Origin of the sequence: Aurantiacibacter xanthus (assembly GCF_003584015.1) — a bacterium.
GTDB lineage: Bacteria > Pseudomonadota > Alphaproteobacteria > Sphingomonadales > Sphingomonadaceae > Alteraurantiacibacter > Alteraurantiacibacter xanthus.
The window spans coordinates 47,852-69,436 of sequence record NZ_QXFM01000145.1 but is presented as its reverse complement, the minus strand read 5'-3'; the positions used below and the strand labels follow the sequence as shown (position 1 = coordinate 69,436).

Annotated in this window: 23 protein-coding genes; 20 read left to right on the top strand and 3 right to left on the bottom strand. The window is 61.5% G+C overall.

Features of this window, described 5'->3' with window-relative positions:
* The first annotated feature begins 23 nt into the window (after positions 1-23).
* The 9 genes from trbL to D2V17_RS21865 all read left to right on the top strand — a co-directional run bounded on the left by trbL (position 24) and on the right by D2V17_RS21865 (position 6,984).
* Positions 24-1,358, top strand: a complete 1,335-nt coding sequence (gene trbL / locus D2V17_RS20570) for a P-type conjugative transfer protein TrbL (protein WP_119595004.1) — start codon at positions 24-26, stop codon at positions 1,356-1,358.
* A 5-nt stretch (positions 1,359-1,363) separates the two neighbouring features.
* Complete coding sequence (gene trbF / locus D2V17_RS20565) at positions 1,364-2,116, top strand: conjugal transfer protein TrbF (protein WP_119595003.1); 753 nt, start codon at positions 1,364-1,366, stop codon at positions 2,114-2,116.
* A 42-nt stretch (positions 2,117-2,158) separates the two neighbouring features.
* Positions 2,159-3,139: a P-type conjugative transfer protein TrbG gene (gene trbG / locus D2V17_RS20560; protein WP_119595002.1), complete on the top strand. Its 981-nt coding sequence runs from the start codon at positions 2,159-2,161 to the stop codon at positions 3,137-3,139.
* Positions 3,136-4,437: a TraB/TrbI/VirB10 family type IV secretion system protein gene (locus D2V17_RS20555; RefSeq protein WP_119595001.1), complete on the top strand. Its 1,302-nt coding sequence runs from the start codon at positions 3,136-3,138 to the stop codon at positions 4,435-4,437. The genes trbG and D2V17_RS20555 overlap by 4 nt, the downstream gene beginning before the upstream one ends.
* 15 nt (positions 4,438-4,452) lie before the next feature.
* Positions 4,453-4,674 (top strand): DUF2274 domain-containing protein, encoded by a 222-nt coding sequence (locus D2V17_RS20550; protein ID WP_119595000.1) that lies wholly within the window; start codon positions 4,453-4,455, stop codon positions 4,672-4,674.
* A gap of 3 nt (positions 4,675-4,677) precedes the next feature.
* Positions 4,678-4,986 (top strand): DUF736 domain-containing protein, encoded by a 309-nt coding sequence (locus tag D2V17_RS20545; protein WP_119594999.1) that lies wholly within the window; start codon positions 4,678-4,680, stop codon positions 4,984-4,986.
* Positions 4,987-5,057: 71 nt separating this feature from the next.
* A complete protein-coding gene (locus D2V17_RS21630; protein ID WP_147367499.1) occupies positions 5,058-5,276 on the top strand; it encodes a helix-turn-helix transcriptional regulator in 219 nt (72 codons plus the stop codon).
* Positions 5,277-5,731: 455 nt separating this feature from the next.
* Complete coding sequence (locus tag D2V17_RS21870) at positions 5,732-6,307, top strand: tyrosine-type recombinase/integrase (protein ID WP_245978846.1); 576 nt, start codon at positions 5,732-5,734, stop codon at positions 6,305-6,307.
* 23 nt (positions 6,308-6,330) lie between these two features.
* A complete protein-coding gene (locus tag D2V17_RS21865; protein ID WP_245978845.1) occupies positions 6,331-6,984 on the top strand; it encodes a tyrosine-type recombinase/integrase in 654 nt (217 codons plus the stop codon).
* Positions 6,985-6,999: 15 nt separating this feature from the next.
* On the opposite strand, the gene D2V17_RS21625 is transcribed toward D2V17_RS21865, so the two are convergent.
* Positions 7,000-7,197, bottom strand: a complete 198-nt coding sequence (locus D2V17_RS21625) for a DUF5818 domain-containing protein (protein WP_245978844.1) — start codon at positions 7,195-7,197, stop codon at positions 7,000-7,002.
* A 12-nt stretch (positions 7,198-7,209) separates the two neighbouring features.
* Positions 7,210-7,869, bottom strand: coding sequence for a lytic transglycosylase domain-containing protein (locus tag D2V17_RS20535; protein ID WP_119594998.1), 660 nt, complete (start codon positions 7,867-7,869; stop codon positions 7,210-7,212).
* Positions 7,870-7,996: 127 nt separating this feature from the next.
* Here D2V17_RS20535 and D2V17_RS20530 point away from each other — a divergent pair, with 127 nt between their 5' ends.
* From D2V17_RS20530 to D2V17_RS20515, 4 genes are all read left to right on the top strand, one after another.
* Positions 7,997-8,905, top strand: a complete 909-nt coding sequence (locus D2V17_RS20530; RefSeq protein ID WP_119594997.1) for a DUF7146 domain-containing protein — start codon at positions 7,997-7,999, stop codon at positions 8,903-8,905.
* 103 nt (positions 8,906-9,008) lie between these two features.
* Positions 9,009-13,241 carry a strawberry notch family protein gene (locus tag D2V17_RS20525; protein ID WP_119594996.1) on the top strand — a complete coding sequence of 1,411 codons (4,233 nt, stop codon included), beginning with the start codon at positions 9,009-9,011 and terminating at the stop codon, positions 13,239-13,241.
* A gap of 60 nt (positions 13,242-13,301) precedes the next feature.
* Positions 13,302-13,715 (top strand): MbcA/ParS/Xre antitoxin family protein, encoded by a 414-nt coding sequence (locus tag D2V17_RS20520; protein ID WP_119594995.1) that lies wholly within the window; start codon positions 13,302-13,304, stop codon positions 13,713-13,715.
* On the top strand, positions 13,712-14,431 hold the full coding sequence (locus D2V17_RS20515) for an RES family NAD+ phosphorylase (protein WP_119594994.1): 720 nt from the start codon (positions 13,712-13,714) through the stop codon (positions 14,429-14,431). The genes D2V17_RS20520 and D2V17_RS20515 overlap by 4 nt, the downstream gene beginning before the upstream one ends.
* 39 nt (positions 14,432-14,470) lie before the next feature.
* Here the strand turns inward: D2V17_RS20515 and D2V17_RS20510 are convergent, their stop codons facing one another.
* Complete coding sequence (locus D2V17_RS20510; protein WP_082135037.1) at positions 14,471-14,956, bottom strand: hypothetical protein; 486 nt, start codon at positions 14,954-14,956, stop codon at positions 14,471-14,473.
* A 167-nt stretch (positions 14,957-15,123) separates the two neighbouring features.
* Between D2V17_RS20510 and D2V17_RS20505 the strand changes: the two genes are divergently transcribed.
* The 7 genes from D2V17_RS20505 (at position 15,124) to D2V17_RS20475 (ending at position 21,573) form a co-directional block, all read left to right on the top strand.
* Positions 15,124-17,103, top strand: a complete 1,980-nt coding sequence (locus D2V17_RS20505; protein ID WP_119594993.1) for a ParB/RepB/Spo0J family partition protein — start codon at positions 15,124-15,126, stop codon at positions 17,101-17,103.
* Between the two features lie 155 nt (positions 17,104-17,258).
* Complete coding sequence (locus D2V17_RS20500) at positions 17,259-18,200, top strand: ArdC family protein (protein ID WP_119594992.1); 942 nt, start codon at positions 17,259-17,261, stop codon at positions 18,198-18,200.
* Between the two features lie 11 nt (positions 18,201-18,211).
* Positions 18,212-18,634, top strand: a complete 423-nt coding sequence (locus D2V17_RS20495; RefSeq protein ID WP_119594991.1) for a hypothetical protein — start codon at positions 18,212-18,214, stop codon at positions 18,632-18,634.
* Positions 18,635-18,935: 301 nt separating this feature from the next.
* Positions 18,936-19,889, top strand: coding sequence for a DUF2493 domain-containing protein (locus tag D2V17_RS20490; protein ID WP_119594990.1), 954 nt, complete (start codon positions 18,936-18,938; stop codon positions 19,887-19,889).
* Between the two features lie 117 nt (positions 19,890-20,006).
* Positions 20,007-20,444, top strand: a complete 438-nt coding sequence (locus tag D2V17_RS20485) for a DUF6878 family protein (RefSeq protein ID WP_119594989.1) — start codon at positions 20,007-20,009, stop codon at positions 20,442-20,444.
* Between the two features lie 10 nt (positions 20,445-20,454).
* On the top strand, positions 20,455-20,883 hold the full coding sequence (locus D2V17_RS20480) for a DUF6915 family protein (protein WP_119594988.1): 429 nt from the start codon (positions 20,455-20,457) through the stop codon (positions 20,881-20,883).
* A 300-nt stretch (positions 20,884-21,183) separates the two neighbouring features.
* Positions 21,184-21,573 carry a single-stranded DNA-binding protein gene (locus D2V17_RS20475; RefSeq protein ID WP_038575578.1) on the top strand — a complete coding sequence of 130 codons (390 nt, stop codon included), beginning with the start codon at positions 21,184-21,186 and terminating at the stop codon, positions 21,571-21,573.
* Positions 21,574-21,585 lie beyond the last annotated feature (12 nt).

The window sequence follows — 21,585 nt, the reverse complement described above, 5'->3', positions numbered from 1 at the left end:
GCACCCGGAAGGCGGCCTGGCCCATGAACCCTGACCTCAACATCATCGACGGCTTCCTTGAAGCCTTCATCAGCTACATCGACAGCGGCTTCGGGCTGCTCTCGGGCGACGTCGCGTTTCTCACCAGCGTGCTGATCGGCATCGACGTGACGCTGGCGGCGCTCTGGTGGGCGATGGACAATGATCAGGATGTGCTGGGCAAGCTCATCAAGAAGGTCCTCTACGTCGGGGCCTTCGCCTTCATCATCGGCCAGTTCAGCACGCTTGCCGAGATCATTTTCAGGAGTTTTTCCGGCCTCGGGATAACCGCGGGCGGGGGAGGCCTCTCTGCCGACGATTTGATGCATCCCGGCGCAATCGCCGGGACCGGCTTCGAGGCGGCGCATCCGCTGCTCGATCAGGTGTCCGAGCTGTCGGGGTTCCCCGAATTCTTCGGCAATTTCCTGTCGATCGCGGTGCTGCTCATCTGCTGGCTGCTCGTGGTGCTGGCCTTCTTCATCCTCGCGATCCAGCTCTTCATCACCATCCTTGAGTTCAAGCTGACGGCATTGGCAGGCTTCGTCCTCGTGCCTTTCGCCCTGTGGAACAAGACCAGCTTCCTGGCTGAACGCGTGCTCGGCAATGTCGTGTCGGCGGGCATCAAGGTCATGGTGCTCGCCGTCATTGTCGGGATCGGCACCAACCTTTTCGACGAACTGACCGCGCTCGTCGGTAGCGAGCCGGACATTGCCGAGGCGCTCAGCCTGCTGATGGGCGCGCTGACCCTATTCGGTCTCGGCATTTTCGGCCCGGGCATCGCAGCGGGCCTTGTATCCGGCGCACCCCAACTCGGCGCGGGCGCCGCTGTCGGCACGGTGGCAGGCGCTGCGATCATGTCCGGCGGCGCTGCAATGCTCGGTGCGCGCGGCGCGATGATGGCGGGACGGGGCGGCATGGGTGCGATCCGGGCCGGAACCGCGATGGGTTCGGCTGCCTCGAGCGCCTACCGGCTTGGTCAGGAAACCGCCGGGAGCGCAAGCATCGGTGCCGGCCTTGCCGGTCTGGCCACCGCTGCCGGAGGTGCTGCATCGCAAGGCGCTAGAGCGGCCGCTTCGCGCATCGCAACCCCACTTCGATCCAGTGTGGAGAAGGGCCGGCAGGCCGCCTGGAACGCGGGGCAAACCTCATCGACATCGCCCGCCTCCGGCACAGGGCCGGCGGCCGGGGCGGGTGCATCACCTGCCGGCATGCCCGCCTGGGCGCAGAGCCTGCGCTCCGAGCAAACCGCCCGTCATCGCCGGCACATGGCGATGCAGGCGCTGCGCGACGGAGACCGGCCCGGCAGCGGCGCAAATCCCAACCTCAGCGATAAGGAGTAAACTCCATGATCTTCAAGCGATCGATCCAGCGCTATGGGGTGACGCCCCAGCCCGAGACACCCTATCAGCGTGCCGGTCAGCTCTGGGATGAGCGTGTCGGCTCGGCCCGTGTCCAGGCCCGGAACTGGCGGCTTGTCGCCTTTTCCTGCCTCGGTCTCACCGGTGTCCTGATCGGTGCGAATGTCTGGCAGTCGATGCAAAGCCGCGTCGCGCCCTATGTGGTGGAAGTCGATCGTCTCGGCGAAGCGCGCAGTGTCGCCCCGGCAATCCAGAACTACCAGCCCACGGACGGGCAGGTCGCCTGGCATTTGGGGCGCTTCATATCGAATGTCCGCTCGGTCTCGACCGATCCGGTGCTGGTGAAACGCAACTGGCTCGATGCCTATGACTTCGCCACCGACCGGGCGGCGATCTTCCTCAACGAGTACGCGCGGTCGAATGATCCTTTCGCCGGAATCGGTCAGCGCAGCGTTTCGGTCCAGGTGACGAGCGTGGTGCGCGCTTCGGATAGCAGCTTTCAGGTCAAATGGACCGAGAGCATTTATGAGCGCGGGAGTCTCGCCAAGACCGAACGCTGGACGGTCATGCTCACCGTAACGATGCAACCGCCCAAAACGGCCGATGCCCTGCGCAAGAACCCGCTCGGCCTGTTCGTCAATGCCATCGACTGGGCCCGCGAACTCGATGGCCAGCCATCCCCATCTCCGTGGCAGGGGCAAGCAGCTGACCTTGCTGTGCCCGCAGCCCCCCGCCGCTGAGCCCCCGACGGCTGCCGACCCAGAACAGAAAGGAGCCCGTCCATGATTGCCCGCCTTTCCCTGCCCCTTCCCGTAATGGTGCTGCTGTCCGCCTGCGCCGGGAAGACGCCGCCGCCAGCGATCGCGCTCGATAGCGCGCAATTCCGGCCTGCCGTGCTTGAGGCTGAACCAGCCAAACCCGTCGAGATCGTCGAAACACCCGTGCCGCTGCCCTTGCCAGGCCAGCTTCTCCCGCCGCCGTCGGTCAGGGTTGATGCCGGACCTCCCACGGCACGGGTTGAAGCAGCGAACCGTGCGGCGACGCGCGAACCGTCGAGCGCAGGCTATATCAACGCCGTGCAGGTCTACCCCTGGACCGACGGCGCGCTCTACCGGCTTTACGCAGCCCCGGAGCAGGTGAGCGATATCGCGCTCCAACCCGGCGAAAAGCTCGTGGCGGTTTCGGCAGGCGATACCGTGCGCTGGGTCATCGGCGACACCTCGAGCGGAGCCGGCGAAACTGCGCGGGCGCACATATTGGTCAAGCCCTTCGCGCCGGGGCTCAAAACCAACATGGTCATCACCACCGACCGGCGCGCCTATCATCTGGCGCTCGAAAGCACCGACAAGACCGCGATGGCGGCGATCAGCTGGACTTACCCGCAGGATCGCCTGCTCGCCTTGCAGCGGCAAAACGAACGTGCCCAGGAGGCGCGGCCGGTGGCGGACAATGTCGCGCTCACCAATCTGCGCTTCCGCTATGCCATTACCGGCGACAATCCGCCCTGGCGCCCCGTCCGGGCATGGGACGATGGCAACAAAGTCTATATCGAGTTTCCGGCCCGGCTCGATCAGGGCGAGGCGCCGCCCCTGTTTGTGGTCGGGCCGCTCGGGCAAAGCCAGCTGGTCAACTACCGTGTCAGCGGCAATCACTACATCGTCGATCGCCTCTTTGGCGCCGCTGAGCTGCGGCTTGGCGAAGACCCGCAGGCTGTCGTGCGCATTTCCCGCACCGATGCGGCGCAGGGGAGGGCACGCCCATGAGCGGCCCCGACAAGGATAACGCTGGCGCGGATCCGCGTGCTCCCGGCGAATCTACAGCGCTGCCGCCTGAACCGTCCAAGCAGAATGCGGAAAAGCTTGTCCTGCGCACCGCACCCCGGCGCGTCGTCCGGTTCCGGCGCGGTGTGATCATCGGCGGAGCCGCTTGCGCCTCGCTCGCCATCGCCGGTGTCGCCTGGATGGCACTTGGGCCGAAGACGTTGCAGGTGGTCGCCACCGGTAATGAGAAGGCTGTCGCGGACCGGCGCACGCCCGCCGATGCCGTCGCCAATCTGCCAGGAACCTACGGCGAGCTGCCGCCCGGTGTTCCGGTGCTGGGCGATCCGCTGCCCGGTGATCTCGGGCGGCCGATCCTCGAGCACCAGCGCGGTCTCGGCATCGATCCGGCAACCGATCGGGGTGCCATGCCGCCGTCCATGACCATGGAGGAGCAGGCGGCCGAGGCTGAGCGTCAGCGGATCGCTGCCCAGGCGGCGCAGGCCCGCGAAGCAGGCGTCATGGTCCAGTCGTCTGGGCGTGGTGCAGCGGCGCCGGTCACAGGTGGGGAGAGCACGCCCACAGGCAGTGCGGCGCCAGGCCAGAGCGAGCAGGCGGGGCGTCTCGCGCTCGATCCGGAGCGGGACCAGAATAGCCAGCAGCGCAAGCTCGATTTTGTCGGGAGCCAAGCGGTGGGCGGCATTACCAACGCCCACGCGCTCCAGACTCCGGCATCGCCCTATCAACTGATGGCGGGCAGCGTCATCGCCGCCAGCCTGTTAACGGGGCTCAATTCCGATCTTCCGGGCATGGTGGTGGCGCAAGTGACCGAACCGGTCTTCGATACCGTGACCGGGCGTATCCTGCTCATCCCGCAAGGCTCGCGACTGATTGGCAGCTATGACAGCGTCGTGGCTTTCGGTCAGCGGCGCGCCTTGCTGATCTGGCAGCGGATCATCCTGCCCGATGGCAGTTCGGTTCAGATCGACAATCTTCCCGCCACCGACAGCGCGGGCTATGCGGGCCTCGCCGACAAGGTCGACTTCCATAGCTGGCAATTGCTCAAGGGCGTCGCGCTCTCGACACTGCTCGGCGTCGGCACCGAACTCACACTTGGCAGCGACGAGAGCGATCTTGTCCGCGCGATCCGGCAATCGACCCAGCAATCCGCTCATCAGGCGGGGCAGCAGATCGTCTCGAAGAACCTCAACATCCAGCCCACTATCACCGTCCGTCCCGGATGGCCGCTGCGCGTGATCGTCCACAAGGACATCGTGCTGCGGCCTTGGGCGGGCGCCCGCTAGACAAGGAGAGCCGCGATGCTCAAGCTCGCCAAACTGCCCGACCGGACACCGGTCAAACTGGCCATCACCATCACGCCCGATCTCGCCCATGCGCTCAGCGACTATGTGACGATCTACAACCGGACCTATGGCGACAAGGCCGAAGTGGCGGACCTTGTGCCCGCCATGCTCGACAGCTTCCTGGCCAGTGATCGTGCCTTTGCCAAGGCGCGCAGGGAAAAGCCGGGGGAGGGCTAGCCTATGTCGGTCCTCGGTACCTTCAAACCCTCGAAGACAGGAGGCTGGGAAGGAAACCTCCGCACGCTGGGAATCAACGAACCATTGCGGCTTGTACCCAATGACGATCATTCCTCCGATAACGCTCAGGCCTTCCATGTGATGTTCGGCCCGCAGAGGATCGGCGACGCGTGGGAAGCTTACACAAGGGATGAGAGGCAGCGCGACTATCTGCGGCTGCGTATCGATGATCCGAGTTTCGCGCGTCCGATGATCGCTGCGCTGTTTCCTGATGATGATGGAAAGTCGGCACAGTTGATGTGGCGGCGCTGAGGGAGGTTTGACGCCAATGCAATATTTGCCGATCCTCGCAACATCATTCAGTCGCGCCTCGGTGTAGCGTGATGGACAATTCGCGTCTTTCTACACAACGAATCCAATTTATCACGGTCGAGGAGTTCGCCGGTATGGCTCGTGTCTCCCGACGAACTATCGATCGCTACCGGCGTGCTCGGCCGGATGGCTTTCCAGCCGAATATGATCTCGGCCGCGGTTTGGTTCCTCGTCCGCGTTTCAAACTCGAAGAGGTCGAGCGGTGGCTCGATTCCCGAGCGTTGTGGTGACGCCATGCAGCGCTTCAATCGGGCGATAATATTTTCGAGGCCTGCAGAAGCCGATGCCAATGGCTCGACTGAGGTAATCAAGAATGGCTTGGATCGTAAGAGGTCATCGGAAGACTACACATGGAATTGTGTCATGATTTGTGATATTGACCGACCGATAGTCGGCAATTAGAAGAGAGAAATCGGCAGTTTTGTGTCGATTTCGCCGCGTTGTTTGGGGCGATATCGCGTCATCATAATCCGCGTGTCGGGGGTTCGAGTCCCTCCTCCGCTACCATTCCTTGATCCGGAAGCTTCCACTAGCTTCCGCATTTTTCCAAAAATCGAAAGAAAAGCAGAGGTTTGCGGGTGATTCGCGTCCGCATGCGCCCATGGTCTTCCACATGCAGCCAGATTTGGTGTGGGGGTATTTTGGGGGTATTTTCGCGGAGTGTCGGAAAGGAGCGATACCCCCAATGCCTCTCACGGAGACTCAGGCCCGAAATTCCAAGCCAAGTGATCGCGCCTACAAGCTGGCCGACGGGGAGGGCCTATTCCTGTTCGTCCAGCCGAACGGATCAAAGTTGTGGCGGATGAAGTACCGCTTCGCAGGCAAGGAGAAGTTGCTCTCGTTCGGCGCTTACCCAGATCTCGGGATAGCTGCAGCGCGTGCCAAGCGCACAGCCGCAAAGGCGTTGCTAGCCGAGGGCAAGGATCCAATGAAATCCAAGGGGGAAGTGATCTCCCAGGAGGGTGCCACTTTCTTTGATGTCGCAAAGCGCTGGCATGAAAATCGAAAGAGCGCGTTGAATGCCGCGCACGCCGAACGCGTCTGGTCGCGCATGGAAAGGGACGTGTTTCCAGCCATCGGCGAGAAACTCGTTCATGAAATCACGGCGCCCGACGTCCTGGCAATGATACGCAAAATCGAAGCAAGAGGCGCGCTCGATATCAGCCGGCGTGCGAAGCAAGGGTGGGGCAAGTCTTCCAGTTCGCAATCGCGTGTGGCCTGGCCTCGAATGATCCGACGACACATCTGCGTGGGGCGCTAAAGCCGCGACCACGAGTGAAGCATATGAGCCGTCTGCCGCTCAGCGAATTGCCCGCATTCATCGAGAAGCTGCATGCCTACCAGGAAGAGGGCGAACGGCGGTCCTCAATCACCCGTGACGCAGTTCTCTTTGCGCTCCTGACTTGGGTTCGAACGAAGGAGCTCCGCTTCGCCGCCAAATCCGAGTTCGAAGACCTCGGCGGCAAATCACCTGTCTGGCGCATACCGGCCGAGCGAATGAAGATGGGACGAGAGCATTTGGTGCCCCTCTCGCAGCAGGCAACGCACATCGCGAAATCTATGATAGCAGCAGCGCCTGGCGAGTTTCTCTTCCCGGGTAATGGCCCAAACAAGCCGCTTTCAGAGAACACAATGATCTACGCGCTCTATCGCCTCGGATACCACAGTCGCCAAACCGTACACGGCTTCCGGGGCTTGGCGAGCACCTGGGCCAATGAGCAGTTGGTCGAGTTCGGCAAGCCGCCCATGTGGATCAGAAAATACCATGAGGATTGGGTCGAACTACAGCTCGCGCATTCGGAGAAAAACGACGTGCGTGGAGCTTACAATGCCGCTGAATACCTGGCTCCTCGGCGCCGGATGATGCAGGACTGGGCTGACTATCTGAGCGGCGGGAAGGTCATCGACATCAAGAAGGCAGGGAAGCGCGCAGCCTGATAACTAGGGCGTCGATCAGACCGGTCCAATCCAGTCTGCGCGCAAACGATCTCGACCTGCGACAACCCCCTCGACAATCACCGCTGATCCGACGAATTCGCATTCGGGTTCTTCCCTCTCGATGATCCAGACGACGTCGTCTGTCGTGGTCAGGAACAACCCGCGTCTACCCCGGCTCAAAACTCCCGAGACGCGTCTTCGATCCGCGCTCACAACACCCCCCGTTCAAAAACGCCAATGGCGCAGCACTTCACGCACATAGGCCGGTGTCTCGCCATTGCGAGGAATACCGCCTGCGCGCTCGACGGCACCTGGACCTGCGTTGTATGCGGCGAGGGCCAGATGAACCACCCCGAATTTGTCCAGCATCTGGCGTAGGTATCGGGCCGCACCCAAGATGTTCGCCTTGGGATCGAAGCGATTTGAAACGCCAAGGTCCCGCGCTGTCCCTGGCATCAATTGCCCCAAGCCTGCGGCCCCGGCCTTGCTGATGGCCATCGGATTATATCGTGATTCCGTCCATACAAGAGCGTCGAGAAGGCCGCTTGGTAGCGAGTATTGCGCCTCAGCAGCGTAAACATGAGGAAGGTAGCTTGCCCGACGGAAGCCCGATGGCGCGCTGCCTTGGGGCTTTGGATATCGATAGGGCAGATAGGTTCGACCCGCATCGGTAGCCGGCGGCTCGGACGAGGCCGTTGGAGGCTTTCTCCAAATGCCATGTTCGACGAGAAGGAAGCCATCAGTCCCTTCTGCAACGCGGAAGCCATCGGTCGTCAACTCCGAGGCAACGGTCATCTGAGGGGGCTCCATATCCTGCGCGTGAGCGGGGAGGACGGACCCAAATCCTGTCGTTGCCCCTGCAACTACTGCCCATTTCAGTCTCATTCCCGAATCCTTTGGTGGTCGAATCGAGAAAGAACATATATAGAACATATGATGTAGGAAAATGAAACGTCAGCGACGCAGAGCGGAGGCTGCGCGGGTGGAGGCACGTTACGATGGAGATGCCCCCATGCACCAACACCGATCATCCCAATTCCAAGGTCTGCAACTGGAAACCCGCGCGCGCAAGATAGTCGAGCAGCTGGGCGGTGCCTGGTCGCGTTCGCGCGGAATGTGCTGCTGTCCGGCCCACGACGACCGCACTCCTTCGCTAAGTATCACACTCGGAAAGCGCGCAATTCTTGTTCATTGCTTTGCCGGCTGCACGAACGAGGCGGTGTTAGAAGCCATGGCCGGGCTCGGAATACGAATTGCGGACCTGTTCGATGGCACGAGTGGTCCGATCGTGGCCGAACCGCGCGAGGAAGTCGCCAATCGCAATGCGCTGAGGCTCTGGCGTGAGGCGTCGACCATCGCTGGCAGCCCCGCCGAGAAGTACCTCGTGTCCAGAGGCATCACGATTTCTTCGCCGGAGCTGCGTTTCCACCCGCATATGCCGCTGGGGCCAAAGGGTGCTGTCCGGTTTCTACCCGCGATGGTGGCGGCCGTGCGCAATGATGCCGGAATTCTGGCGCTGCACCGCTCCTTCCTTGACCTCGACAAAACCAGCTTGGCTTCTTTCGATCAGCCCAGGCGTGCGTTAGGCAGCCCCGGTTCTGGGGCGGTGCGTTTCGCGTACCCGAATGGGGGACGCCTTGGCCTCGCAGAGGGAAACGAAACGGCCCTCTCAGCGATGCAAATGTTCAAGGTTCCCTGCTGGGCGACGCTAGGAAACGAACGCTTCGGCTTGGCCACAATCCCGGAATCGGTGCACCAGCTGTATCTCTTTGTCGACAATGATGCGGGCGGGCACCTTGCTGAAGAGCGTGCGCGAGATGCCTACGCTTGCGAAGGGCGGCTGATTGTCACCAGGCGTCCGGAGCTACCCGGCGACGACTGGAATGATGTGCTCATGCGCTCAGTCCGAGCTGCGGTCTGAATGTCGGTGAGAGGAAAGCGGGCTTGGGGCCTTGTGAGGCCCCCGGGCGGATCCATCCGAACGGACACCCGGACAAACCCAGGGCCTCTTCAGGAGGTCTCTCATGTCACACGCAAATACCGCTTTCGCATTCTCCGATCCCGCCGAGCCGCAAGTGCTGGCAGCGGCGAGGGCGCTGGCCGCGCGGCTCGCTGCAGATCAAGCAATTTCACGGCTCACTGTGAATGCAACAATGGCCGATCACTTCGGCGGTAGCGACGCCGAAGGACGCTGGTCCGTACGCGATGCCCATGCCGCACTTGAATTGGCGCAGGTGTTGTTCCTGGCGCAGGCAACTGAATTCTCACCTGCAATGTCTTCCAGCTTCGCCGATGAGGCATTCACGCACCTCGAACGTCTGGTCCCGACCCAGTCCAACCGGAGCGATGAGCAGATCGAGTGGCAACAATTCGCGACGCCGCCCCGTCTGGCCTGGATGGCTGCAAAGGCATGCGCGATTTCTGCCGCTGAACTGGTTCTCGAGCCGTCGGCCGGGACCGGGATGCTGGGCGTATGGGCAGCAAAGGCAACTGCGCGTCTTGCTCTCAACGAGATATCGCCGCTGCGCCGCGAATGCCTGGGCGTCGTGTTTCCGGAGGCGACAGTCACGGGATTTGACGGGGAACTGATCGACGAACTTCTCACGCCCGACGTGGGTCCGAGCGTGGTGCTGATGAACCCGCCATATTCACACGGTATCGAGAGGGGCCACGATAGCCGCACTGGCGACCGGCACTTACGTTCTGCCTGGAAGCGCCTTCTGCCCGGTGGCCGCCTGGTCGCAGTGATGCCCGAATGGTTCGAGCTTCCGAAGTTCCTCGCCGGGATCGCTGGTCCCCTCTCGTTGCGCCTCAACGCGACGATCGAGCGCGGTTTCATCAAGCAGGGCACCTCAATCTCAACCCGGCTCCTGATTCTCGACAAGGCTGAGGATGGTACCAGCCCGATCATTGCCCAGCCGGCAAACTTTGCCGAGCTTCATCTGCTGATCGATATGCTCCCTGACCGGGTAAGCCTGCCCGCGGGACCCAGCATCGGCATTAAGCCAGCATTGCCGCTTCGGCTGGTTGCGAACAAGACGAAACCAGTTCCACTTAAGGTCCATCCAACCAATGCGGCGCCGTCGATCCTGCCGCTTGATTTTACTCCGCTCGAAGCACCTGCGCCGATCGAAAGCCAGGTTGGGCATTATTTGCCCTACCGGCCGAGCCGGATCTCAATTGCAGATGCTGTCCCGCATCCGACCCCCCTGGTCGAATCCGTTGCGATGGGTTCGATAACCGCACCCGTGCCCGAAGTGGTGCCTCAGCTTCCGTCGAACCTCATTGCTGGGGGCGTCCTATCCGCTGCGCAGGCCGAGACCCTGATCTATGCCGCAAGCGCGCATGCCCGCGATCTGCCGGGACGGTTTGAGCCCGACGACAAGGGCTGCGCCTTGAAGGCGAGCGCCGAGGGGCACGCCTACCGCATGGGCTACTTTCTTGGTGACGGAACTGGTGCAGGGAAAGGACGGCAGGTCGCTTCCGTCATCCTCGACCGGTGGGTGAGGGGTGAACGGCGCCACATCTGGATTTCCAAGAACGAAGCTTTGCTCGAAGATGCCCGCCGCGACTGGAGCGCGCTCGGCGGCCTTCCCATCGACGTCCAGCCCCTTGGCCAATGGAAGCTCGGTGTCCCGATCGGGATGCGCGAGGGCATACTCTTCGTGACTTATCCGACACTGCGTTCGGGTCGAAGCGACGCGACCAGGCTCGATCAGATTCTCGAATGGGCAGGGGAGGACTTCGACGGGCTCATCGTCTTCGACGAAGCCCATGCGATGGCCAACGCCGCAGGCGGGGAGGGCTCACGTGGTAAGGTCAAGGGATCGGAGCAGGGCATTGCCGGTGTTCGCATCCAGAATCTGCTGCCGCGCGCCCGCGTGCTCTACGCTTCGGCGACCGGGGCATCCGACGTCAATAATCTCGCCTATGCCACCCGTCTTGGCCTTTGGGGTCCCGAGACGGCTTTTGCCAATCGCGAAGCCTTCGTCGCAGACATCCGCGATGGCGGTATCGCTGCAATGGAACTGGTCGCCCGTGATCTGAAGTCACTCGGACTGTACGCGGCGAGGGCACTTTCATTCGCCGGAGTTGAGTACGAGGTTCTCGAGCATTGCCTGACCCCCGACCAGGTAGCGGTTTATGACTCCTATGCAGACGCCTGGGCAATCATTCATGCCAACCTGCGCGAGGCACTCGAGGCAACCCGGATCGTCGACACTGACAGTGGCGATACCCTGAATTCAGGCGCCAAATCGGCGGCGCTTTCGGTGTTTGAAGGCACCAAGCAGCGCTTCTTCGCGCAACTCCTTCTATCGATGAAGCTGCCGAGCCTGCTGCCTGCGATTGATACGGCACTCGCCGACGGCAATGCTGTTGTAGTGCAACTCGTCTCGACAGCCGAAGCCATGCTCAATCGCCGCCTCGCCGATCTCTCCGATGCAGAACGTGAAGCACTCGAAATCGATCTCTCTCCCCGCGAATACGTGGTTGATTACCTCACCAAGAGCTTTCCCGTGCGGCTGATGGCCGTGTTTACGGACGAGAACGGCAATGCCCGGTCCGAACCGATGAGTGATGAGAACGGTGCTCCTGTTCTCTGTCGTTCGGCGCTTGCCGCGCGCGATCGCATGATCGAGCAGCTCTGTGCCTTGCCGCCGATCGCGACGGCGCTCGATGCGATCATCGAACGGTTCGGTGTCGATCAGGTCGCCGAAGTCACCGGCCGTACTCGCCGCCTGATCGTCGGGCGCGATGGACGCCAGGTGCTCCAGTCGCGCTCTCCGCGCGCCAATGTCGCCGACACGCGAGATTTTATGGACGGGACAAAGCGGATTCTGGTTTTCTCCGATGCCGGTGGCACCGGCCGCAGTTATCATGCCGACCTTGCGGCAAAGAACCAGATGCGCCGGGTCCACTTCCTGCTTGAGCCGGGCTGGCGGGCCGATGCCGCGATTCAGGGCCTTGGCCGTACCAACCGTACCAATCAGGCATCGGCCCCGCTGTTCCGCCCGGTGACCACCGATGTGCGTGGCGAACGTCGGTTTATATCGACGATTGCACGGCGGCTCGACAGCCTCGGGGCACTGACCCGCGGGCAGCGCCAGACTGGTGGGCAGAACCTCTTTGATCCTGCCGACAATCTCGAGAGCACCTACGCCAGGGAGGCGCTTCATCGCTGGTTCGGCCTGTTGTTCGCAGGCAAGCTGGAAGCCGTTACGCTTTCCCGGTTTGAGGAATTGAGCGGGCTCAGGGTCGAAGGGCCGGACGGCGGGATGGTCGATGACCTGCCAACAATCCAGCGCTGGCTCAATCGCATCCTCGCGTTGCCGATTGCTTTGCAGAACGGCATATTTGACGAGTTTCTCGGCCTCGTCGAAGCGCGGATCGATGCAGCACGCCAGGCCGGCACGCTCGACATTGGGGTCGAGACCATTGCGGTGGAGCATTACGAGGTGCTGACCGACACTCTACTGCGCACCGATGCGCTGTCGGGCGCGACTACGCACCTCCTGGAACTTGAGATCGCCCGTGCGCTCAAGCCTATGCGGCTCGAACGCCTCGAGGAGCTCTACGGCTTTTCAGGTGCGCGTCAGCAGCTTCTGCGCAATGCGCGCTCAGGCCGGATCGGGCTGCTTGTCCCGGCGCGAAGTCTGCTCACCGACGAAGGTATGCGGGTGGCCCGCTTCGAGCTTGTCCGTCCCTTGAAGCATGGGCACATCACCGCCGATCAACTCGCGGAGAGCAACTGGGAAACGGTGGATCCAACCGAATTTCGCCGCCTGTGGCAGGTGGAGGTCGATGACGCCGCCTCAAATCACAAGCGCGAGCGCCTGCATCTTGCAACCGGCCTGCTGCTTCCGGTGTGGGACAAACTCCCTTCCGACTATGTTCGGGTCAGCCGGATTTCGGCGCGAGATGGACGCTCGCTGTTAGGCCGGGAGGTTCCCCTCCATTGCGTGCCCGAACTTTGCCAGGCGCTTGGGCTCGAGGACGAACATGCCTTTTCGGCAGAGCAAATCGTCGATGCGGTGCTCGGGACAGGGCGACCGATGCAAATCAAAAGCCGCGAAGCGCTTACGCTCAAGCGCAGCCTCGTCAATGGCGCGCAGCGGCTCGAACTGGCTGGTTGGTCGGCGTCGCGCCTCGACTGGTACAAGACACATGGGTGCTTCACCGAGATCATACGCTATCAAACGCGACTTTTCGTCCCGACGACGAGCGCAGTAGCGGTCTTGGCGCGACTTGTGGGATGAGAATCGTTATCTTGCCAAATGGCATTCAAAGTGGTATATGCTGCCATATGGAGAATAGTCATGTTGGCTTTGCAACCCGTTGATACCGTCCCCCACGCCTTCCGACCCGATCCTGTAACTCAGGAGGAAGCATCGGCGATGTTTCGCGCCGTGCTAAACCTGTTCGGCAAATGGGAACTCACAGACGAGCAGGCAGCGACTTTGCTCGACATGCCGGTTCGCTCCTACCGGCGGTGGAAGGCTGAGGGTGCGGGCCGTGTCTCGCGCGATGGTGCGGCACGGCTCTCCAACCTGATGGGTATTCACAAGGCGCTGAGGATCATCTTTTCCGAAGCCCAGCGGGGCTACGCCTGGATCAAGGCAGGTAACGCCGCCTTTGCCGGAGCGAGTGCGCTCGACGTCATGCTTGGCGGTGAGCTGACTGATATCATGCGGGTGCGTCGCTATCTTGATGCCGAACGTGGTGCCTGGTGATTGATTCCAAGGCAATTCCGGTTGCCCAGGTCGAGTGGAAAGGTGCTGTGCGGATTATCCGCAGTGCCTTTCCACCGATCGACCTGTTCGAAGATATCGCAGACCCCGCAGATTGGCCGCTGCTGATCTCTGCCGAGCAAAAAACCAATCCCCGCATCATGGCGACGATCGGCAATCTCGATCTGGTACCTGCTGACCGCCGGGTAGGGGGCAACGGCGCATCCTATCTGATGGCCCCGTTCACGCATGTCAGCACTGACCGACCAAGTCGCTTCACCGATGGGACTTACGGCGTCCTATACGCGGGGGATTCATTCGAAACTGCGCTGTTCGAGACAATCCATCATCATGCCCGCTTCATGGCTCGCACCGTAGAAGCGCCAGGCTGGACCTCACAGTTCCGTGAGATCATCTTTTCGGTAAGCGCCGATCTTCACGATCTCAGGAGCCTTGTCGCAGGCAATCCCGCGCTTGACCCCGACAACTATGCCGCATCGCAAGTCCTCGCTGTTGCGCTCAAAGGGGGCGGGGCCGAAGGTCTTGTCTATCCGAGCATCCGGCATCCGGGTGGTGAATGTGTCGGCTTGTTCTACCCGGATTGTGCATCCGACCCCACTCAGGGACGTCACCTTGACTATCACTGGGACGGAAAGGGTGTCGATCTGGTTCGAGACGCTGGTACAGGGGCGGTGTTTCGGGTGGTGGGTTCTGCTTGAGCGAAAGATCCACGGCGCGCAGGCTAAAAAGCAATCCAGCTATGAAACGACATCCGCCCAACTTAATTTCAACGAAGTGCCCTTCACCTTGGGCAGGGCTTTGCGGTCGATCAGCTTGCCCTGCACCTCAAAGTCAGAATCAATCTTCACGATCAGGACCTTGCTAAAGTTGCGCTTGAGATTGAGCGTAATTGTGTCGTTGCTCTTGAAAGGCGTAATCGTCTTCACTTCAACGAAGTGATTGCCAATTTTGCCGTCCGACCCTTGTGCGTAATTCCGATGCAGTTTGAGCCCGTGAGTGATGGCCCCATAGAGTTCACCGAGATCGCCATACACCTGAAGGTGGCTGCCCGTGAGCTCGTAATAGTTCTGCGCAACAGCGAGCAAGTCTTGAAATATCGGAACCAGATCGACGTCGAGGTTCGGGAACCGGGCTTCGAACTCCAAACGCGCGAGATGTGTGTTGATCTCAGTCCAGGTAATCCATTCACCATCGTCGTAAATGGCGTTGTCTTCGTTCCACATGTCTGTTGGGCCGTGCATCATATTGGCATGACATGCCATCTTACCAGTAAATGACTGGTTTCCCTATCAACGACTGCGCCCAGAGAAGAGGAAAGGAAGCTTGCTTCTGACTGAGCCGAAGGAGCGTCGATGGTCGATGCTTGAGCTCGCAATCAGGAGTATGTCCCATGATCAAGTCGATCCCGCTGACCAAGTTGGTCCAGTCCCCTCGCAATGTACGCCGTCACGGTGACCCAGTCGCAGATTCCGAACTGAAAGCGAGCATTGCAGCCCATGGGTTGTTGCAGAACCTCATTGTTCGGCCTGCGGCTCGTGGCAAATTCGAGGTCGAAGCCGGAGAGCGCCGCCGGTGCGCCTTGCTGGCGCTTGCCGAAGAGAAAGTCCTGCCGAAGGGCTACGAGGTTACCTGCCTCGTGCTTGAGGACGATGCGGAAATAGCCGTCGAAACGAGCCTGGCCGAAAACTTCCATCGCCTCGCGATGAACCCAGCCGATGAAGCGCAGGCGTTCGCTGCCCTTATTGATGCTGGTGCCTCGACGGAAGATGTCGCGCGCCGCTTCGGACTGACGGTCCGCTTCGTCGAAGGCCGGCTGCGTCTCGCGACCCTTGCACCCGTCGTCCTCGATGCTCTGGCATCCGGCGAAATCACTCTCGATCTCGCCAAAGCTTTCGGCGCGACCTCCGACCAAGAAATTCAGGCTCGCGTCTATGAACAGTCGTCCTCGGGCTATTATGCGCCCAGCGCCGACAGCATCCGGCGCATGGTGCTCTCCGGCACGGTTCGCGGCAGCGACGCTCGGGCCCGTCTTGTCGGGCGCGAGGCCTATATCGCTGCAGGTGGCCGGATCGAACGCGAACTATTCGACGACGATGACAGCGAGTCCTGGGTTGATGTCGCGCTTCTGGAAAGCCTTGCCTCGGAGGAAATGGGGAAACGCGCCAAGGCGCTCGCAGCAGAGCAGGGTCTTGCCTGGGTCAAGCCGACGCTTGACGCCTATGCCAGTCACGATCTCGTAGAAGGCCTCATTCGCCTTCCAGCGGAGCCGGCTCCGTTGACTGACGCCGAACTGGCCCGCCTTGACGAGCTCGATGCTTCCTACGACGAGCATGCGGCTATTCTCGAAGACGAAGACAGCGCCGAAGAAGCAGTTGCCGCGGCCGAGGCGACGATCGAAGCGATCGAACGCGAATGCCAGGACATTCGGGCAAAGCCCCCGGAGCTGGCACCCGAACTGAAGGCCGATGCCGGAATGATCCTCGTCCTCTCGCGCGACGGCACACCGGTTCTCCAGCCAGTGTTCTACGGCGAGCGCGACATCGAAGTCGTTGGTGACGAAGATGTCGTCGAAGTCGTCGCGAGTGATGACAAACGCCGTGCAGCTCTTTCCAAGCGTCTGGTCGACGAACTTGCGATGCAACGTCGTGACGTGCTCGCGCTCCACGTGGCATCGGATCCCGGCCTTTCGCTCGACATCATGGTCTTCACCCTCGCGGATGCCGACACCCACGACTGGCGGTCACGCGCGGCCACGACCCTGCGTGGCGGCGTCCCCGCGGGTCCGATTGTCGGGTTCGAAGCGAAGGATGCGCCGGCAAGCGCATCCCTTGCGGACCTGCGCTCGGGTCTCGATGAGAGCTGGAGATCTGGCGAAGACGCTTCGTCGCGCTTCAAGATGTTTCGGGCACTCGCTGATGAAAGGCGCGCAGCATGGCTCGGCTTCGTCGTCGCTCGCACACTCGAGGCGAGCCTCAACATGGCAGGCGAACGTCAGATCACGTTCCAGGATCATCTGGGCAGCACGATCGGCATCGACATGGCGCAATGGTGGCGTCCGACCGCGGCAAACTACTTCGACCGCGTCTCGAAGCAGGTCATCCTTGATGCGCTCACCGATGTTGGCGGTTTGGAACTGTCCTCACGCTTTGCATCGGTGAAAAAGGGCGATCTCGCGATGAGCGCCGAGCGCGTCTTCGCCGGGACCTACATCACCGAGGTCGAAGTTCGGGAAAGAGCCCTCGCCTGGGTGCCCGAAGTCATGCGTTTTGCCGACCAGCCGGAAATTCCTGCCGATAACGAAGCGCAAAGTCCCGATGCGGATTTCGTCGCCAACGACGACAATCAGCCCCCGAGCGAGCTGGCCGCCTGACCTCCTCCTGACAGGAACGGCTGCTCGCCACCGTGAAGCGGTCCTCCGGCACATGCCGGGGGGCCGCTTCCTTCATGGAAAGAGAGCGGAGGGGGCTCCGGGATCTCCGGCACTGACCGACGGAACTGTCGTCAGGCCATTTCAGGAGATACAACATGGCCTATCGGAAGGGACAAAGCGGCGGAATGTCGCCTGCTACCCGTATCACCCAGGAAATCATCGCCCGCCTCGAGTCCGGCACGAAGCCGTGGATCAAGCCATGGCGCGGTGTGCCAGTCTCGCGCCCATTGCGGGCGTGCGGCATCCCTTATCGCGGCATGAATGTATTCTGGCTCTGGATGGTTGCCGACATGTGCGGTTACGCCTCGCCGTTCTGGATGACCTACAATCAGGCCAATGAACTGGGCGCACAGGTGCGCAAGGGTGAAAAATCCACCATCGCCATCTTCTACAAGAGCTACACCAAGGAAGTCGAAGCCCCCGACACCGGCGAAAAAACCGACGAAAGTCGTCGTGTGTTGAAGGCCTATCCGGTTTTCAATGCTGATCAGGTCGAAGGTCTGCCGGAGCGTTTCCATCCCGCCGCGACGCTTGAGGTGGTGGAGCCCGAGGGCCGTCAGGCTGAACTCGACTCATTCTTTGCCCGTATTCCGGCCGTCCTACGTCATCAGGGCGACGAAGCCTATTATGAGCCGGTAGCTGACCGGGTGACAATGCCGCCCGCGCATCTCTTCTCGGGCTTCGACCACTATTACGCGACGCTCGCGCACGAGCTGTCGCATTGGACCGGTCATGCCAGTCGCCTCGACCGCAATCTCAAGAATCGATTTGGTTCTGCAACTTACGCTGCCGAGGAACTCATTGCCGAACTTTCGAGCGCTATGCTTGGCGCTGAACTCGGTCTGCCAGTCACCCACCTCGATAGCCATGCGAGCTATATCGAGCACTGGCTCAAGCTCCTGAAGCAGGATGACCGTGCCATTCTCACCGCTGCCGCAAAGGCGGAGGAAGCATCAAGCCTTCTGCTCAGACTCGGAGCACGGATATCTGCCGATGATCCCGACGAAGCGTCCGCCGACGCTGCGTTGGCCGCTTGAAGGAGGGTATCATGGGCCGATCGGTCAGTTACCCCAGCGGGGCCATCGTGGCCTTCACGGTGCTCGAAGTCGAAAACGACGACGACTGGGACTTCGAATATGAGTGGCTCCGCGAGGATCTGCGTGAGCGCGCAGGGCAGGCATTCCCTTCTCTGATCGCGCACGACGGTTGGCGAGGCCGCGAAGACCGCATCCTCATGCGCAATGCCTATGCGGATTTCGGCGTGTCGGTTTACGCCGGCCTGGTTGCGGTATGGATCGTCGAGCGTGACGATGGCGCCTATTGGGATGCCGATTGGCGCACGGCCAGATCGCCCAGAGCACAACGCTGGCTGTCCCAGATCGCCTCACGCTTCGAAGCCTTATTCGGCGACTACGTCTGCCTCGGTCACATGTCGAACGGTGAAGGCGTCTACGCAAAACGGGTGGCCTGAATGCGCCGCTCACCCGTGAGCGTATACATGTACCTGTCCTGCCTGACGAAGCCTGCATGTGCGCTCATGGTCTGAAGCCATACGAGAGAGGCCCTGGGCCAGCCGCCAGTCTTCCGCAACCCGGCTTGCGCAGGCCCGAGTTGGCCCGGCCCTGTGGGCCGTTGGCCTGCCCGCGCCAGCCTGCCCAAGCGGGTTTCCCCTGTCGGGTGCGGAGACTGCCTCAAGCTGGCCCTGACGGGCTCTCGCTGGCGCAGCCATGAGCGGGTGCGTCAGCCTCACGCCAGTCAGGAGGACAATACCCATGCACTCATCATTTTCTGACCAACTTGCCGGCCTCGATCTTTCCGGTTTTTCGATTGGTCCTGCCCCGGTTTCCACCAATGACTTTCCGGTCCACGAGGCGGTCGTTCAGACTCTCGAAGCGGTCTGGTCCGATCTCTTTGCAATGGTCACGGGGACTGCGCTGGAGGCCGATGCCGAGGACCTCGGCTGGGCGTTCGTCAACATCTTCCACCGTTCCGCGACCCGCAAATCGACCGCCGTCGACCGCGCAACCGACGAAGTCCGAGCGCTCGTCGCCACTGCAGATGGGTCCGAAATTCACACCCATGAACTCGAGACCCAGGTTGAGCGTGCGCAGTGTGCCGAAGGGGCCATGATCGCTCTCGAAGAGATGCGCGAAGTGGCCGCTGCCCTCTATCTCAACGAATTCGGCTCCTCGTGGAAGCCCGTGTCGAGTTCGCGCTTCAATCACAGCGCCATGCTGACTTCCGCGCTTGTGGAGGGCCGCGAGTTCGTCCGAGCCCGGTCCGAAGCCAAGCGCCGCGCCGCCATGCCAGAAGGTACGCCGGTGATATTTGCCGGTGGCCGCACACGCCATCCAAACGAGCAGGACGCTCTCACCTTTGCCAACAATGTCTGGGCTACTCTGGACAAGGTCCACGACCGGGTTCCTGACATGGTTCTTGTCCATGGCGGTGATACCAAGGGTGTTGACCGTCTGGCATCCTCATGGGCGGAACGACGCAACATCCCGCAAATCAGCTTCTCCCTCGACATGCGCCTGGGGGCACGCGCAGGCTTCAAGCGCAACGAGCGTATGCTCTCGCTCGACCCCCGTTATGTCGTCGCCTTTCCCGGAAACGGAGTCCTGGAGCGCCTCGTCATCGAAGCCAAATCCCGTCGGATCACGATTGTAGATCGCCGTGGTCCGCTGGGCACTTCCCCCAAGCGCGCGGCGCAGGATACCGACTGATGCGTCGGGCATCGCGCCAGCGCTATCGGCGCTGGCGCAGCCCGTCAGAGGAAAGAGATCGCCTGTTATCGTGGGCAAGACGATTGGTGCTTGCCCGCACATATCAGGAGATATCTCATGACTGATTTTCAGGCAATTATGGCGGACTTTGCTGTCCGCCAGGCCGAACGCGCGGCGCAGGCACAAAGTGAAATCCAACGGCTCAAGGCAGCTATCATTGACCCGCTGCTCAATGCCGAAATTGCCCGCGTAGAAATCCGCTTCGATGGGTGCGGCGACAGCGGTGCGGTCGAAGAATGCGTCTTCTCTGACGCCGTCGGGGCGAGTGTTCCGTGTCCCGAAGTTACGATCGACTGTGCTGGAGAAGGCGACGACCAGAGCCTCAATTCCGCCCTCGAGCAACTGACTTACCTTGCTCTCGAACGCCATCATCCCGGATGGGAAATCAATGATGGTGCTTGCGGCGAACTGCTCATCGACGTGGCTACGCCGAGTTTCGTTCTGGACTGCCAGCTGCGTTACACGGCGACCGACGACCATTCGACTGATCTCTAGGAGAGGTGCGATGGCTCATTGCTACTATCACGCCCTATCGTCAGTCCGGAAATGGGGAGGGGTGGTGGAAGATTACCTGCCGCTCCACCAATGGTTTGACCAGTCGAAGGCGATCTTTGCTGATCCGCGGCACCGCGCCCTTCGGCACCATGCCGAAGGCATTTTCACGCTCGAAACGCTGTTCGGGCCTACCATCGTCAACGCCGACAACCGTGTCGTGCCTGTTCGCCTTGAAGGCGAGCAGCACGTCCGCGAGGACTTGGGTACGATTCCTTCCTTTGCGGATTGGGGGCGCCTCATCACACCCCAAGACTGGATGTTGCGGGGGCACCGTCTAGACGAGCCTATACCGCTTGGCACTGTTGAGACTGCTGCTGGCGGTGCGTTTTCAGGGGGTCTTTCGTCCGCTTCGGGAGGAGCGTCCGTAGTCGAGATATGATGTCGCCTTAGAAGGTAGGCGAGGTCAGGGGGTGCGTCGCATCCCGATAATACGAAAAGTCATGGCTTGGCCTGTTGCAAGGCAGTCGGGACCAACCCGGCCTGTAAGCAAACCTTTCCTGAAGCATCCCCGTCGAGACGCGCAACCCCGATCAGGTCCGGCCGAGTTGCCGGGCTGCGCCCGGCTGCCCGCACCACCCGAACCAGATCGAGGTTTCCCTTCGGTGCGCTTCGCCGTGGCCGCTTCCTAGTCGGGTTTGCAGCCGGGATGGACCCGGAATGCTCGATCAGGAGAAAGACCATGACCAATCTCGTTATCCTCGTTGGCCGCATCGCTCGCGACCCCGAAACCCGCACGACCCAGGGCGGCACCAACATCACCTCGATCTCGGTCGTCACCGACCGTCCCGCCCGCAAGGACGGCAAGACCTACAAGGACGAAAACGGCTACACCGCCAAGGACAGCGAATTCCACCGCGTGACCTGCTTCAACGGTCTCGGCCAGAACGTCGCCAAGTACTGCACCAAGGGCCAGCTCGTGACGGTCGAGGGGCGCATCCACTATACGCAGTGGGAAGACCAGGACGGCACCAAGCGCTACGGCTGCGAGATCATCGCCGACAAGGTGGACTTCCTCACCAAGGGCCGGGCGTCGAACAATGAAGGTGCGCCCGACATCGATGAGGACTGAGTTCCTCCCGCA

What these genes read in the sequence shown, in the direction of transcription:
- D2V17_RS20525 (WP_119594996.1), top strand. Translation starts at nt 9,009, where the DNA reads ATGTCACACGCAAATACCGCTTTCGCATTCTCCGATCCCGCCGAGCCG.
- trbG (WP_119595002.1), top strand. Translation starts at nt 2,159, where the DNA reads ATGATTGCCCGCCTTTCCCTGCCCCTTCCCGTAATGGTGCTGCTGTCC.
- D2V17_RS21630 (WP_147367499.1), top strand. Translation starts at nt 5,058, where the DNA reads ATGGACAATTCGCGTCTTTCTACACAACGAATCCAATTTATCACGGTC.
- D2V17_RS20500 (WP_119594992.1), top strand. Translation starts at nt 17,259, where the DNA reads ATGGCCTATCGGAAGGGACAAAGCGGCGGAATGTCGCCTGCTACCCGT.
- D2V17_RS20520 (WP_119594995.1), top strand. Translation starts at nt 13,302, where the DNA reads ATGTTGGCTTTGCAACCCGTTGATACCGTCCCCCACGCCTTCCGACCC.
- trbL (WP_119595004.1), top strand. Translation starts at nt 24, where the DNA reads ATGAACCCTGACCTCAACATCATCGACGGCTTCCTTGAAGCCTTCATC.
- D2V17_RS20545 (WP_119594999.1), top strand. Translation starts at nt 4,678, where the DNA reads ATGTCGGTCCTCGGTACCTTCAAACCCTCGAAGACAGGAGGCTGGGAA.
- D2V17_RS21870 (WP_245978846.1), top strand. Translation starts at nt 5,732, where the DNA reads ATGCCTCTCACGGAGACTCAGGCCCGAAATTCCAAGCCAAGTGATCGC.
- D2V17_RS20555 (WP_119595001.1), top strand. Translation starts at nt 3,136, where the DNA reads ATGAGCGGCCCCGACAAGGATAACGCTGGCGCGGATCCGCGTGCTCCC.
- D2V17_RS20490 (WP_119594990.1), top strand. Translation starts at nt 18,936, where the DNA reads ATGCACTCATCATTTTCTGACCAACTTGCCGGCCTCGATCTTTCCGGT.
- D2V17_RS21865 (WP_245978845.1), top strand. Translation starts at nt 6,331, where the DNA reads ATGAGCCGTCTGCCGCTCAGCGAATTGCCCGCATTCATCGAGAAGCTG.
- D2V17_RS20530 (WP_119594997.1), top strand. Translation starts at nt 7,997, where the DNA reads ATGCACCAACACCGATCATCCCAATTCCAAGGTCTGCAACTGGAAACC.
- trbF (WP_119595003.1), top strand. Translation starts at nt 1,364, where the DNA reads ATGATCTTCAAGCGATCGATCCAGCGCTATGGGGTGACGCCCCAGCCC.
- D2V17_RS20485 (WP_119594989.1), top strand. Translation starts at nt 20,007, where the DNA reads ATGACTGATTTTCAGGCAATTATGGCGGACTTTGCTGTCCGCCAGGCC.
- D2V17_RS20475 (WP_038575578.1), top strand. Translation starts at nt 21,184, where the DNA reads ATGACCAATCTCGTTATCCTCGTTGGCCGCATCGCTCGCGACCCCGAA.
- D2V17_RS20550 (WP_119595000.1), top strand. Translation starts at nt 4,453, where the DNA reads ATGCTCAAGCTCGCCAAACTGCCCGACCGGACACCGGTCAAACTGGCC.
- D2V17_RS20495 (WP_119594991.1), top strand. Translation starts at nt 18,212, where the DNA reads ATGGGCCGATCGGTCAGTTACCCCAGCGGGGCCATCGTGGCCTTCACG.
- D2V17_RS20510 (WP_082135037.1), bottom strand. Translation starts at nt 14,956, where the DNA reads ATGTGGAACGAAGACAACGCCATTTACGACGATGGTGAATGGATTACC.
- D2V17_RS20480 (WP_119594988.1), top strand. Translation starts at nt 20,455, where the DNA reads ATGGCTCATTGCTACTATCACGCCCTATCGTCAGTCCGGAAATGGGGA.
- D2V17_RS20535 (WP_119594998.1), bottom strand. Translation starts at nt 7,869, where the DNA reads ATGAGACTGAAATGGGCAGTAGTTGCAGGGGCAACGACAGGATTTGGG.
- D2V17_RS20505 (WP_119594993.1), top strand. Translation starts at nt 15,124, where the DNA reads ATGATCAAGTCGATCCCGCTGACCAAGTTGGTCCAGTCCCCTCGCAAT.